This is a genomic window from Bradyrhizobium sp. 2S1 (assembly GCF_011516625.5).
GTDB classification, from domain to species: Bacteria; Pseudomonadota; Alphaproteobacteria; order Rhizobiales; family Xanthobacteraceae; genus Bradyrhizobium; species Bradyrhizobium septentrionale.
On the sequence record NZ_CP147717.1, the window covers coordinates 7,733,445 to 7,745,776 of the forward strand.

Below are 12,332 nucleotides of genomic sequence, written 5' to 3' on the forward strand. Positions count from 1 at the left end.
ACTTTGGCGACAAGGCGCCGGCCGAGGCGGGCGCAATTTTCGTTGCCATCAGCTCTGAATGTAGAGAACCAGTCCGAAGTCCCTCGTGCCCCTGAGCGAACATCGGCGCATTGGCCACCGAAGTCGGCTTTTGACCGAAGTCGACCATCCGCTCCGTTGACCGGCGGACCCAGCTACTCAGATCAAGCGATCTACGGCCTGTTGCAGCGGGTGATCGCGGCCCCTCCGACAGCGACCAACTGCTGATACGCGCAAACGCCCTGGTCTGACCGGGCCGCGCTCTTTCATTCCACAAGAGGATTATCACGATGACCAACGCAGTCATTTCTGCGAGCGCTATCGATTTGCATGGGATCTCGCGTGCGGCTTTCGACTTGATCGTCGCCGCCGAGGTCACCAGCGAAGCCTGGTATTCAAAGCATCTGCGCTGGCCGACCTGGCCCGGCGAACAATCCGGCGTGACCATCGGCTGCGGCTATGACGTCGGCCAGGCGACGCGCCAGCAGTTCCTCGCCGATTGGTCCGGCAAGATCCCGGATGCCATGCTCAAGGCACTGGCGAAGTGCTGCGGCGTCACGGGGCAGGCCGCGGCTGCGCTGGCGCGCCAGCTGCGCGGTGTCGTCGATATCCCGTGGGACGTCGCGCTCGAGGTTTTCGCAAACCATGACATCCCGCGCTATCTCGCGATCTGCCGACGGCTGCTGCCTGGCTTCGACGAGCTCTCGCCGGACTGCAAAGGCGTCGTCCTCTCGATCGCGTTTAATCGCGACGCCGGCGGGTTCAACAAGCCCGGCACGCGCTGGACCGAGATGCGCCAGATCAAGGCGGCGATCGGCAGCGGCGAGCTCGCCAAGATCCCTGGCCTGATCCGCTCGATGAAACGGCTTTGGCCGGACAGCAGGGGCCTGCGCATTCGCCGCGACGACGAGGCGGCGCTATTCGAGCACGGCCTCGCGACGTCGCATCCGCAAGAGCATGCGAAGCTCGCGACGACGCCGGCGCCGGTAGATCCGGACGTCGTCGCGCATGTCCAGGCGCGGCTGCGCGAGCTAGGCTATTACGACGTCGGCCAGGTCGACGGCGAGCAATCGCCGCAGGGCCGGACCGAGGGCATGGTCCTGGCCTATCGCAACGCGCGCGGCCTGCCGCTCACGCCCGCAATCGACGACCAGCTGATCGCCGAGCTCGGCAAGCCGCAGGCGCCGCGCCAGGTCGCCGAGACGCGGGCGGCTGCGACCGTCGAGGATCCGCGACGAGGGCTCGCAGACGATCGCGCTGACCGATCGGGCCAAGGGGTGGGCCGGCAAGATCTTCGGCGGCTCGAGCGGCCTCGGCACAGCCGGCGCGCTCGCCTGGGTGACCGATCGCGCGACGCAGGTCTCGGCGGCAAAGGAAGCGGTCGGCGGCCTCGGCCTGACGCCTGGCGCGGTCCAGGCGATCGCGATCGGCCTCGCCGCCCTGGTCGTCGTCGCCGGCGTCGGCGTCCTGGTCTGGTTTGTGGCCGACACGCTCGAGCAGCGCCGCCTGGCTGATTATCGCGCGGGGAAACACGCATGAGCTGGATCGTCGCAATCGTCATGCGCCTGGCGGGCTTCGCCGGCGTCAGCCTCTCGCCATTTGCCGCCGGCGCGTTGTTCGCCGGCAGCCTGGCCGTGCTCGCCGGCGGCGCTGCAATCGCCGGCGGCGCGCATCTCTACAACGCCGGCTTTAGCTCGGCGGATGCCAAGTGCGAGGCGGCGCAGGTCGCCGAGCAGAATGCGCAATTGCAGGCGCGCCTAGAGGAAAAGGATCGCCAGCTCGTTTTCGCCAACGCCCTGCAACAGCGCGACGCGGAGGCCGAGGCGCAGATCAAGTCTAACCAGGGGGCAATCGATGCAACGCCAGCTAACGCTAACAAGTGTTTTACTCGCGACATGTCTCGCCGGGTGCGCGGTGTTCGGTAGCCAGGAGCGGCTGCAGGCTCCGCCTCCTGACGCGCCGAACATTCCGGCGATGCCTGCGGACGTTGCTGCATGCGAGCGGACGCCAGTCGATACGCCGGACCGCGACCTCAACGCCGGCGACATCGAGCGGCTCTGGAAAACCGACCGCGCGGCACTGGCAAAGGTCAATGCCTGCCTGCGGCGCGCCGTCTGCCAATACCAGGACGTCCGCGAGGGGATCGGCCGCGTCGAGGGTGTGGCATGCGAGAGTACTGCGCCGGCGGAAAAGCCGGCGCCTCAGTTCGGCCTGTTCAAGCGAAAGAAGGCGAAATGAGCGACGAGGCGACACAGGCGGCGTTGCGCGAGATGGCGCGCGCGATCGGCGGGCTCGAGTCGACGGTCAAGACGCTAACGGCGACGTGGCAGCAGCAGGAGCAAAGCGCATCGAACGGGCGTCGCGATCTGCATCAAAAGGTCGAGGCGCTCCGTTCCGACGTCTCGACAAAGGTCGACGGGCTGCGCGGCGACATGGTGAAGATGGGGGCGCAGGTCGAGACAGCGATCAAAGACATCGCCGCAATGAAGCCGGTTGTCCAGGCGGTCGAAAACGTCGCGGTCCAAGCAACGGGCGTGCGCAACGTCACGAAATGGATCTGGGGCGCCGGGGCGTTCCTGAGTGGCGGCGTGGTCTGGATCATTACGAACCTCGTCGACATCCATCTTAAGCGCTGATGCTTCGCATCGTTGTCGCCGCCGCGCTCGCGCTGATCGTCGCGAGTTCGGCGGCCGAGGCGCGGCCACGCCTGGCGCGCGCCTGGCCTGCGCCGCAAACGCTCGGCGACCGGCCGCATGGCTGTCCGCATGCGTTCTGCGGCTGCGGCGCAAGCCTGTACCTGTTCGGCCGCATCGTTCCGCGGCTCAACCTGGCGGCGGCCTGGTTCGCTTTCCCGCGAGCTCGGCCGGCGCCGCGAATGGCGGCCGTGCGCCGGCATCATGTTTTCGTCCTGGTCGAGCAGCTCGAGGCCGAGATCTGGCTCGTCCACGATTCAAACTCCGGCGGTGGCCTGACCCGCCTGCATGCGCGTTCGCTCGCCGGTTTCATCATCGTCGATCCATCGGGGGCACCATGAACGCGATTGATTTCGCTTACGACGCCGCTGCGCTGCAGAGCGTTTTCAACAATGCGGCGATTGCGTTCGCGATCGTCGCGGTCCTGGTCGACGCTCGGCATCGCGGCGATCGGCCTGGCCAGCCTGGCTTGCGATCGGAGTCTGGTGCGGTGATCGGTCGGGTAGGCTTGTATATAGGAGCGAGGCTAAAGATCAGGATACTTTACGGACAATTTCAGATCCTCAAGAAAAAGAGGACTGTATCTTAGGTCTACTCCGTGCTGCATCTGCTCTATTTCGAAATACATTGGTGTTTCGGGTGTTACGTTCGTCACGCAGGCCGCGGTTGAAGCTGCGGTCGCGAGCTCTTCGTTTTCCAGTATGATGTGCGTGTAAATCCGCTCGGGAGTATTGTCATCTAAGATGGGTACGGGGTCCGCTGGCGCGATCCGTATGATTGGCTCGACCTTAATCAGCTTGTGAACGAGCCCGGGGCTGTCTTGGTAAGGAATGTAGATGCCCCCACGACGGGGCTTGCAGCCGGCCGGCCGGACCTCTGAATTTAGGTGGATTGCTCGATAATAAAGATCCTCGCCAGAGTAGAACTGCTGAATGATCATCGAAATTCCCAGTTCTATCCCTTTCGCACCACGTCGGGTTCGCCAAAAGACCGTAGTCATCGGTACCTTGCGGAGTTTTGACTTTCCGGACTCGTCCTCCTCGCGCAAAATCAGTTCGAATCCGCCACCATAGTGTTCCTCGAGTGTCCCCATATTTTGTGCCTCTGCAACCAGCGCGACTGCTGCTGCTCCGGCTAGACCTTGAACGATCGTCATATAGCGTTGCCCGTCTTCCATCTCCTCTGCGCGATGTTTCTCGTTTAGTTCGTTCAACACTTGCTGAAAGTGCTTCGTCCCGCTTCCCGCAAGTGTCATGGTGTGGCCGTGCACGAGGCAACGCGTTTGCGGACCAAACGTGGCGAAGAACGTCGTCGTCGTTGTGGCGACGAAAATGGATAGATCGGCCGTGCGACCGGCGAGCGCGCTTTTGATCGACTCGATCACCGCGGCGTCGTTCTCAAAACGGGGCATCCTCGAACAGACGTTTGGCTACGCCGCGCGCCTGATCTAGCCGGCCCGACCAACTTAACGCGAGATCGGGCGCTAGCAGGATCGACTTTTGTACGAGGCCGGCAATTTGGCGGCCTCTGTGCGTGAATTGGATTCCCTCCGCGAATGTCGGCAATTGAACTTCGCTTGGTTGCTCAAGCTTGTCGGTGCTCGCAGCTAAATCGGACAGCATGAGCGGAAAATCGTTCATGGACGCGATGAGGGTCATTTTGGGCAAATCCAAGTCATTTGTCAGATTGACGGAAACGGTGACTATCTCGTTTGTGAACTGCAGCAACGCGCGACTGGGAAAAGCTGCCAACGTTTTGCCGGTGGCTCGGCGAAAAGTCCGGGCAGAGTGCCCCGTCGGCCAGATCATTGCCCGCCGGGCAGGCGGAAGTCTCGGTCATGACAAAGCATCCATGACACGGTACATCGCCGGATGCGCCCGGTTCTTCACCTTTATCCAGTCACACGTCCGCGGCCGGTAGCGCCGCTCGCTGTGCTTTGAGACCAGGCCCTCGAGGCCCATGTCGCAGGCCGCGCGGAACAGGACCGGGCCGATCTCCCCTAGCTCGAAGGGCGCAACGAAGATGCCTTCCGGCCGGCGCCGCAGCAGCTTGGCGAGTCGGCTCTTCCGTCGGCGACTAGGTAGACGGTCTGATCGGTGCCGGGGACGATCGCCGGCGTCCATTGCGACTGACGCATACGCAACTCCACACGCCCCGCCCGGCGGAAAGATAGGTACGGCAGTCGCGGTTGTCGAATCAGGCGAACGCGTCGTTTCCGGCGGGCAGGATCTTCACATAGGTTCCGCTCTCGTGGCGCATCAACCAGAGACGGTCGAGGCAAAACTGAATGCCAGCGCCGTACTCGGCCGGCGTCGCGCCATCCTTGTCGATGAACGGGTAGTTGATCTTCTCGATATAGATGCGGCCATCCTGGATCGGCTCAAACGCCCGGGCGATATCCATGATCCTGCGGGCGGCTGCTTCGGGGTCTGCCCAGCGGCGTTCTTCCTTCATCTTCATCGTCGGATTCCATCGCGCTTTTGCGCGGCATAAATGTGCGGGGTGTGAATCTGGCTTTCAGCCGGACGGTGGCTATCAAACGTCGCGCCGCAGGGACAGCGCATCAGCGAAGACGGCTGTTGAGAAGGCAGCTTCTCGCCGCGCGCCCACATGGCCTGCTTGCGCGCGGTCCAGTCGCGCTGGTGGCGCCAAGCCTGGAAGTCCGCCTCTGTCAGGGTCGGCAGCAGCTGCTGCCATTCGGCCTCGAACGCAGCGCGTGCCTCGTCGAACGTCCCGGCCGGGCCGCCTGTCGACCGGTCGCAGCCGGGATAGAAGCCTATTTCCACTCCCACTGGTCGACGTGGTTTGGAACGCCGGCGCGTAGCCCGATCGAGCCAATGCGGACGTCGCCATATTTAATGTCCCATTTCTCCCGGGTCGCTTCGACGTCGCGCCGGCGCGACAGCGCTGTCATGTCTCGTCTCCGACCGGACGCCGCTGCCATAGCTGCCGCAGCTCGGCGGCTGGCCGCTTGCCCGCAGCGCTGCATTTCACGCACCGACGGCGCCCGGCGAGATCGTGCACCATTGTGGACGGGACGTGGCGCAGGGCGGCCAGATCGACGGCACGCGGCGTCTTGCAGCGGGAGCACTTGATCTCGAGCCACGGATAGCCGGCGTTGATGGCCTGGTCGATCGAGGGCGACGGGTCGACCGGTCCGCCGTCGGCCCACATCTTTCGTTCCAGCTCTGGCAGAGGAGGTCGTCGGCCTCCCGGATCAGCGCTTCGCCGGCAGTGCGCTTCTCGGCCGATCGCGTGGCAAGGATTGTCGTCACCGCCCGGGCGGGTCGCCAGCTCCTTGGTCAGCGCCTTGCGGTCGCCGCCGGAGAGGGGCATGGGGTGGTGCTTCGGAGCCATGCCCCATGATCGCGCCGATTCCGGCGCCGGGGAAGCCGCTAATGCTCGTTGGCCCGATGCATTGAAGTATTCCTCCGCTAAGGGCCGCCTTGTTTGATGGGCGCGAGCGCTGCAGGTCCTAGGGGTAATCCTAGGAGAAGCGCTATGACGATTTCGAGGGCGGAGGTGATCACAACGGTCGAGCGGCGGCGCCGGTGGTCGCAGGATGAGAAGGAACGGCTCGTCGCAGCGTCGCTCGAGCCCGGCGCCAATGTTTCCGAGGTGGCTCGCGTGGCCGGGCTTCATGTGAGCCAGCTGTTCAGGTGGCGTAAGGAGCTTTGCAGGCACGGCGAAGCGAGCATAGCGCCGTTTGTTCCGGTCGAGATTGGGCCGTCTGCGCTACCGCGGGAGGTGGCCGAAGCGGCGTTGACGCCAACGGCGCGTCGACGCAAGAGCCAGGGCATCATCGAGATTGATCTTGGTAGCGGGCACCGCATCCGGGTCGATGGCGACGTTGATGGAGATGCGCTACGTCGCGTTCTCGATGCTTTGGTCCGCCGATGATCCCGGTTCCGACGGGCGCGCGAGTGTGGCTCGCGACAGGCTACACGGACATGCGCCGAGGCTTTCCGTCGTTGGCGCTCCAAGTGCAGGAGGTGCTGCACAAAGACCCGCTCAGCGGTCATTTGTTTGTCTTCCGCGGTCGCCGCAGCGATCTTGTGAAGCTGATCTGGCACGACGGCCAAGGAGCATGCCTTTTTACCAAAAGACTCGAGCGAGGAAGGTTCATCTGGCCATCGGTTGGCGGTGAAACGGTAACGATCTCGCCGGCGCAGTTGAGTTATCTGTTGTCCGGAATCGATTGGCGCACCCCGCAAGAAACCCAGCGTCCGACGCGGGTCGGATAACCGTTTTGGGTTTGAATCTGCTGCTCGATCTGATTCAATGGCTTCATGAGCTCGAAGCCAGACGATCTTCCTGCGGATCTTGCGAGCGCCTACATGGCGCTGCTGGCCGAGCGCAAGGCGTTGCAAGTTGAGCGCGATATCGCAGTCGCGGATGCCGCCAGCGCGCGGGCGGAGCTGTCGGACAACGAAGCGTTGATCGCACATCTCGAACTGCGGATCGAGAAGCTCAAACGCGAACTGTACGGGCCGCGGTCCGAGCGCACGGCGCGGCTGATCGAGCAATTGGAATTGGAGCTCGAAGAACTCATCACCATGGCGAGTGAGGATGAGCTCGCCGCGCGTGCCGCGGCTGCAAAGGTACAGAACGTTCGGGCCTTCACGCGCAAGCGGCCGGTGCGCAAGCCTTGGCCGGACGACATCGAACGCGAGCGGGTCGTCATTGAGGCGCCAACGAGCTGCGCCTGCTGCGGCGGATCGCGCCTGGCGAAGCTGGGCGAGGATGTGACCGAGACGTTGGAGGAGATCCCGCGCCGGTTCAAGCTGATCGAGACGGTGCGGGAAAAGTTCACCTGCCGCGATTGTGAGAAGATCAGCCAGCCGCCCGCGCCGTTCCATGCCACACCGCGTGGCTTCATCGGTCCGCAACTGCTGGCGACAATCCTGTTCGACAAGTTCGGCATGCATATCCCGCTCAACCGTCAGAGCGTGCGCTTTAAGGCCGAGAGGATCGATCTGCCGCTGTCGACGCTGGCCGACCAGGTCGGCCACGGAACCTTCGCCGTTATGCCGCTGTTCCAGCTGATCGAGCACCATGTGCTCGCGGCCGAGCGCCTACATGGCGACGACACCACCATCCGCATCCTGGCGAAGGGCAAGTGCACGACTGGGCGGATCTGGACGTATGTGCGGGATGACCAGCCGTTCGCCGGGCCTGCGCCGCCGGCGGCGGTCTATTACGCCTCGAGCGACCGACGGGGCGAACATCCCCAGAAGCATCTGGCCGCCTTCGCCGGTATCTTGCAGGCGGATTGCTATAGCGGCTTCGAGCCGTTGTTCGATCCGAAAAGAAAAGCGATGCCGATCACGCCCGCATTTTGCCTGGCCCATGCGCGGCGGGGATTCTTCGAGCTGGCCGACATCGAGAAAACGGCCAGGGAAGGCCGCAAGGGCAAACCGGTCTCCCCGATCGCGCTGGAGGCGGTCAGGCGTCTTGACGCTCTGTTCGAGATCGAGCGCGCCATCAACGGCCGCAATGCCGACGAGCGGCGTGCCGTACGCCAGGAGAGGAGCAAGCCGCTTCTCGATGACTTGCACGACTGGCTGCTCCGCGAGCGAGAAGCCCTGTCGCGCTCCTCCGAGGTCCTGAAGCCCATGAACTACATGCTCAGGCGCTGGGACGACTTCTCCCGCTTCCTCGATGATGGCAGGATCTGCCTCAGCAATAATGCCGCTGAAAGAGCGTTGCGCGGCATCGCGTTGGGCAGGCGCAACTGGACCTTCGCCGGCAGCCTGCGCGGCGCCGACCGCGCCCAAAGCCTGGCTCGCCGACGTCCTCGCCCGGATCGCCGATCTTCCCACTTCGCGTCTGCGCGAACTGCTGCCCTGGGAATGGAAGCTCCTGCGGCAAGCCAACAACCCCACCGATCAGCAGGCCGCCTGACCTTCACCCAACGCTATCTTACAGATCGCCACGCCCACGCGCATGCGTCAATCAGGCGGCCTTCGTCGTATGCGTACGCATTGAACCGGCTAGTGATTGGTCAATAACCGGGATTGTCGCCGCGCAACCGGGTCGCGGGACGCAAGAAGGGCCTCAGCCATAGATCTGATGAAACTGCTGATCTATCCGAGCTCGAATTTCGCTCGACAATGCCGCGATGTCGGCGGCTTTCGTAGCGTCAATGGTCCTAGCTGGGTCATCGAACGGATCGTTGGTGACGAGGTTTCGAAGTCGTCCAACGTCGTTGACTGCATCTACGGCGAGATCGCAATCAACAAAAACATGTCGAACGTGAGTCCACAATCCCCGTTTGGTGCGTCGCTTCAAATCTGTAGCGCTAGGAGCCCGTCCAGATATGTTTTCGTGACGGGCATTTGTTGTAGAGTAGCAGGCTCAGGCTGCGTTTGCGAGGTTGAACAGCTTGAGGAGGTTATGGACGGTGCAGATCATTGTCCACTCGGCGCGCACTTTCTCGATGCCCCGCAACAGGAACTGGCGGAAGCCTCTTGCCTGTTTGATCTGCCCGAACACCGGCTCCACCACTTGCTTTCGCAATCGGTAGGGTGTTTCGAAGCCGCCATCGTCGATCTTCTTTCGCATGGCCTGTGTCAGCGGGCCGCCGACTTTTCCGTTCGCTACTGTCGGGTGCTTGGCGCGTCCGGGCGCGACATAGCCATCGATGCTGCGTGTGTCGAGCGCTTCGAGATTGGCTTCGCTGCAGTAGCCGGAATCCGCTGAGGCCTGCCGCGGCTTGCGGCCAAGATTGCTCTCGATGGCCTCGATCAGGGGCACCAACTGGCCCTGATCGCTGCCGTGCTGGGTCAGTTCTTGCGCGACAATGATCTGGGCATGTGCATCGACGGCCGCCTGGGCATTATAGGCCTGAACGAAGCCATCCTTCGACTTCATGATGCGGCTTTCCGGATCGGTGAAGTTGCGTTGCGCCTTGGGATTGGGTTCCTCCGATGGCAGCGCCGCCGGTTTGCCCGGCTTCTTGCGGCCTTCGGCCTGGCGCTGCTGTTCCTTTTCGGCCTCGATGCGGCGCTCTTCCTCCGCCGCCAGTTTGGCGTCCGCTTCCAGCGCCGCCATCGCTTGCTGGATCTTCGCCAGCCGTTTCTGCTTGTCGACGGTCCAGTCCGGCAGTTCGTCGCTGTTGCCGAAAGTCTCATCCTCCGAGGCATCCGCCGCCTCGGCGGCCGCCAGCATGCGAGCGACCTCGGCCTTCAATTCCGCCTCGCGCTTCTTCATGCGCTCATAACTCATCGCCTTGTGTTTCGACGCGTTCGCCTTGATCTTCGTACCATCCAGCGCGACATGACCGAGCTTGACCAGCCCGGCCGTCTCGCACAACTTCAGAACCTGCACGAATAGCGCGCCGAGCGCCTTCAAATGTCGCTTGCGAAAGTCGCTGATCGTCCGAAAATCCGGCGCATCCAGCGCCACGATCATCACAAAATCGTTCCGCTCCCGGCAGGCCTTGGCAATCCGACGCGACGAATACAGCCCACTCGCATAGCTATGCAGCAGCAGCGCCACCATCATCCGCGGATCAAACGGCGGCTGCCCAAGCCCGCTCACATAGCTGCCCATGATCTCCCTGAGATCGAGGCTCTCCCGCACCAGATCAACCATAAACCGCGAGACATGGCCTTTCGGCACGAAGTCCTGCACATTCGGCGGCAGAAGCAGCGTCTGATCGATGTTCCAAGGCCGAAAATACTTGCTCATCGCCCAATGTTGAATCAGACCCGACCAGATTTGAACAGCGACTATCCAGACAAGCTCCTAGTGCCTAGCGTTTGGAGCTTGCTCTTTGCGTCCAGTACTGCCGCTTGTCGATCGGCGCCCTGCGGGGTGATCCACGCCGCTACGCACGCCTCCTCGGCTTCCATCAGCGCATCCTTGGTGGACTCTCGAAGCTCCAGGATTTCTTTGCGACGATCGCGCATCGCCGCAAACTTGTGGGCTACCCACAATCCGAACAGAGCGACCACCAAGCCCGGAAGTGTTGGCGCATAGACCGCAAGATCTGTCCAGCTCGGTGGGCGCTGGTCCAAGTGAATGGTGAAAGATTGCGTCTGAGAACTGGGTCCGACGTTGATAACAACCGGGTCGGCCATGCCGTCAATGCGCGTGCACGTCGACGCGCGAGTTCGAAGCTGCACCAGGCTTGGCTAGTTCGATAGCTTCCTTCACCGTCAGAAGATAGCTTTCATCAAGATTAGACTTCACCTTGACGCGTCGCTGCACATCGACCTTCGACATGCCTTCGGCGAATACAAGGCCGCCAAACGCTTCGTCAAGAAAAGACGAACCGATGCCTGTAGTGCCATCAAGGTCCACCACGATCGTGTCGTGCTTCTTCAGCTCTTGGAGTATTTGCTTGCGGAATTTTTCGCCGCTAAAGGGGCCCTGCGAAATGAAACGAGGGCCGATGTGGCGGCTGAAATCGCGAGCAAGTGAGATCGTTCGTTCACTCATCTACAATCTCCAACGCCGCTCCTTCGTGCCTGACACGCCACTGTACCAGTGTTCCACCGATTGACGAGGGAAAATCGGCGATCGTCTGGTGCTCCTTGGTATATGTATACGCGCCCCGGTTCGAGCAAACCCGGAGTTCCCCATCGTCGCAGGTGTCGATAAACCTCTTCATGTCCTGGAAACCTCGGCCGCGGCCCCTTTGTTCCGTTGATGTGCGGTGCAACTCGGTAGCCGCTGCTATCATGTTTCCGTCGGTAGGGCCCCAGCTGGCGTTCAAAATCGCGGTGAGCATCTCAAATGCGGTCGGCGGCAGGGTTCTTGGTATTCCAACACCCTGATCCAAGATCAGGACCATCATTTCCTTGTGGGCAGGGTTAACGTAGCCCGCCAGCCACCAGCGGCGGGGCATGTAGTCGTACTCGCTTTTCATCACGTAGGCGTGCTCGTGCGCGTTTCCCATCGCTTCCTTCAGGGCCGCCACCATTCGGTTCTTGGCTAGTGGCGTCATTTCAAAGGCGCCTTGTGCTATGAGGTCGCAAAATCGAGCTGCCAGCTCTGGATGGACTGAATTCATCGTTCGGAAGTGAACGTAATACGGGCGTTCGCCTTGCGGACGTTTGTCGGTCACCTCCTCCATAGCGGTAAGACCCAGGACGTGGAAAAAGCCCATCTCGCGAAGCTGAAAGAAGATCGCGGAATCCACTGGGTAATTCCCCGTGATCGATGCTTCGTGCCGCCAGATCCGGAGCTGGCGACAGCGGAAAACCTCCGCGACGAGTAGCAGCGCCGCAGCCGGTTCCAAGTGCTTCAACTGATTGAAATACAGAAAGACCGGAGTCCTCTGACCCAAGACAAGTTCTCGCATGGTTTCAAGGACGGCGACCGTTTCGTCGTAGTTGTCGCGGAGAGAGAGCGTCTCAGGGATCATGATCGGAACCCGCTCTCTGTGGCTGGGCACCTCAACCTGATAACGGGCTCCAAACTCCTTTTGGTACTTGGCAATGCGAGCCGTGCGGTGCGCAGCACGGAGGGCCTTGATCACCTTGTTGTACTGATGCTTGTGCTCCCGTCGCCGCCGCCGACGCAGGAGAGCAAGACGCCGCGATTTTTGGACTGGGCTAATTCGCTTCATGGGAAGAGTGCGGCATGGCCTGCACGCATGGATTGTCAAAGCCC

Annotated in this window: 16 protein-coding genes and 2 pseudogenes; 8 read left to right on the top strand and 10 right to left on the bottom strand. The window is 62.2% G+C overall.

Features of this window, described 5'->3' with window-relative positions:
* Positions 1 to 308: 308 nt before the first annotated feature.
* From HAP54_RS36525 to HAP54_RS36545, 5 genes are read left to right on the top strand one after another with little or no spacing between them, the layout of a single operon-like run.
* A complete protein-coding gene (locus HAP54_RS36525) occupies positions 309 to 1,532 on the top strand; it encodes a peptidoglycan-binding protein (RefSeq protein WP_224741619.1) in 1,224 nt (407 codons plus the stop codon).
* 21 nt (positions 1,533 to 1,553) lie between these two features.
* Positions 1,554 to 1,943, top strand: coding sequence for a hypothetical protein (locus tag HAP54_RS36530; RefSeq protein WP_166295340.1), 390 nt, complete (start codon positions 1,554 to 1,556; stop codon positions 1,941 to 1,943).
* 49 nt (positions 1,944 to 1,992) lie between these two features.
* A complete protein-coding gene (locus HAP54_RS36535) occupies positions 1,993 to 2,256 on the top strand; it encodes a hypothetical protein (RefSeq protein WP_166295342.1) in 264 nt (87 codons plus the stop codon).
* A complete protein-coding gene (locus tag HAP54_RS36540) occupies positions 2,253 to 2,654 on the top strand; it encodes a DUF1515 domain-containing protein (protein WP_166295344.1) in 402 nt (133 codons plus the stop codon). The genes HAP54_RS36535 and HAP54_RS36540 overlap by 4 nt, the downstream gene beginning before the upstream one ends.
* Positions 2,654 to 3,052, top strand: a complete 399-nt coding sequence (locus HAP54_RS36545) for a hypothetical protein (protein WP_166295346.1) — start codon at positions 2,654 to 2,656, stop codon at positions 3,050 to 3,052. The genes HAP54_RS36540 and HAP54_RS36545 overlap by 1 nt, the downstream gene beginning before the upstream one ends.
* Before the next feature lie 185 nt (positions 3,053 to 3,237).
* Here HAP54_RS36545 and HAP54_RS36550 read toward each other — a convergent pair whose 3' ends face one another.
* The 6 genes and pseudogenes from HAP54_RS36550 to HAP54_RS36575 form a co-directional block, all read right to left on the bottom strand.
* Entirely contained in the window at positions 3,238 to 4,095 is an 858-nt protein-coding gene (locus tag HAP54_RS36550; protein WP_166295348.1) for a hypothetical protein, read from the bottom strand.
* A 13-nt stretch (positions 4,096 to 4,108) separates the two neighbouring features.
* On the bottom strand, positions 4,109 to 4,438 hold the full coding sequence (locus HAP54_RS36555) for a hypothetical protein (RefSeq protein WP_176422122.1): 330 nt from the start codon (positions 4,436 to 4,438) through the stop codon (positions 4,109 to 4,111).
* A 469-nt stretch (positions 4,439 to 4,907) separates the two neighbouring features.
* A complete protein-coding gene (locus HAP54_RS36560; RefSeq protein ID WP_166295352.1) occupies positions 4,908 to 5,171 on the bottom strand; it encodes a hypothetical protein in 264 nt (87 codons plus the stop codon).
* On the bottom strand, positions 5,168 to 5,497 hold the full coding sequence (locus HAP54_RS36565) for a hypothetical protein (protein WP_224741617.1): 330 nt from the start codon (positions 5,495 to 5,497) through the stop codon (positions 5,168 to 5,170). The genes HAP54_RS36560 and HAP54_RS36565 overlap by 4 nt, the downstream gene beginning before the upstream one ends.
* Entirely contained in the window at positions 5,488 to 5,625 is a 138-nt protein-coding gene (locus HAP54_RS36570; protein ID WP_224741616.1) for a hypothetical protein, read from the bottom strand. The genes HAP54_RS36565 and HAP54_RS36570 overlap by 10 nt, the downstream gene beginning before the upstream one ends.
* A pseudogene (locus HAP54_RS36575) lies at positions 5,622 to 6,068 on the bottom strand (hypothetical protein). The gene HAP54_RS36570 and the pseudogene HAP54_RS36575 overlap by 4 nt, the downstream one beginning before the upstream one ends.
* 144 nt (positions 6,069 to 6,212) lie before the next feature.
* Between HAP54_RS36575 and tnpA the strand changes: the two are divergent.
* The 3 genes and pseudogenes from tnpA (at position 6,213) to tnpC (ending at position 8,615) form a co-directional block, all read left to right on the top strand.
* Positions 6,213 to 6,611, top strand: coding sequence for an IS66-like element accessory protein TnpA (gene tnpA, locus HAP54_RS36580; RefSeq protein WP_166294114.1), 399 nt, complete (start codon positions 6,213 to 6,215; stop codon positions 6,609 to 6,611).
* Positions 6,608 to 6,955, top strand: a complete 348-nt coding sequence (gene tnpB / locus HAP54_RS36585; protein ID WP_028182053.1) for an IS66 family insertion sequence element accessory protein TnpB — start codon at positions 6,608 to 6,610, stop codon at positions 6,953 to 6,955. Before tnpA ends, tnpB begins: the two co-directional genes overlap by 4 nt.
* Positions 6,956 to 7,000: 45 nt before the next feature.
* Positions 7,001 to 8,615: pseudogene (tnpC, locus tag HAP54_RS36590) on the top strand (IS66 family transposase).
* 453 nt (positions 8,616 to 9,068) lie between these two features.
* Here tnpC and HAP54_RS36595 read toward each other — a convergent pair.
* From HAP54_RS36595 to HAP54_RS36610, 4 genes are read right to left on the bottom strand one after another with little or no spacing between them, the layout of a single operon-like run.
* On the bottom strand, positions 9,069 to 10,403 hold the full coding sequence (locus HAP54_RS36595; protein ID WP_166202952.1) for an IS1182 family transposase: 1,335 nt from the start codon (positions 10,401 to 10,403) through the stop codon (positions 9,069 to 9,071).
* Between the two features lie 41 nt (positions 10,404 to 10,444).
* Positions 10,445 to 10,795, bottom strand: coding sequence for a hypothetical protein (locus tag HAP54_RS36600; protein ID WP_166295354.1), 351 nt, complete (start codon positions 10,793 to 10,795; stop codon positions 10,445 to 10,447).
* A gap of 4 nt (positions 10,796 to 10,799) precedes the next feature.
* The gene (locus HAP54_RS36605) at positions 10,800 to 11,156 is read right to left on the bottom strand and encodes an STAS-like domain-containing protein (RefSeq protein ID WP_166295356.1); all 357 of its coding nucleotides are present in this window, start codon (positions 11,154 to 11,156) and stop codon (positions 10,800 to 10,802) included.
* Complete coding sequence (locus HAP54_RS36610) at positions 11,149 to 12,198, bottom strand: hypothetical protein (RefSeq protein WP_166295358.1); 1,050 nt, start codon at positions 12,196 to 12,198, stop codon at positions 11,149 to 11,151. The genes HAP54_RS36605 and HAP54_RS36610 overlap by 8 nt, the downstream gene beginning before the upstream one ends.
* Positions 12,199 to 12,332: the final 134 nt, after the last annotated feature.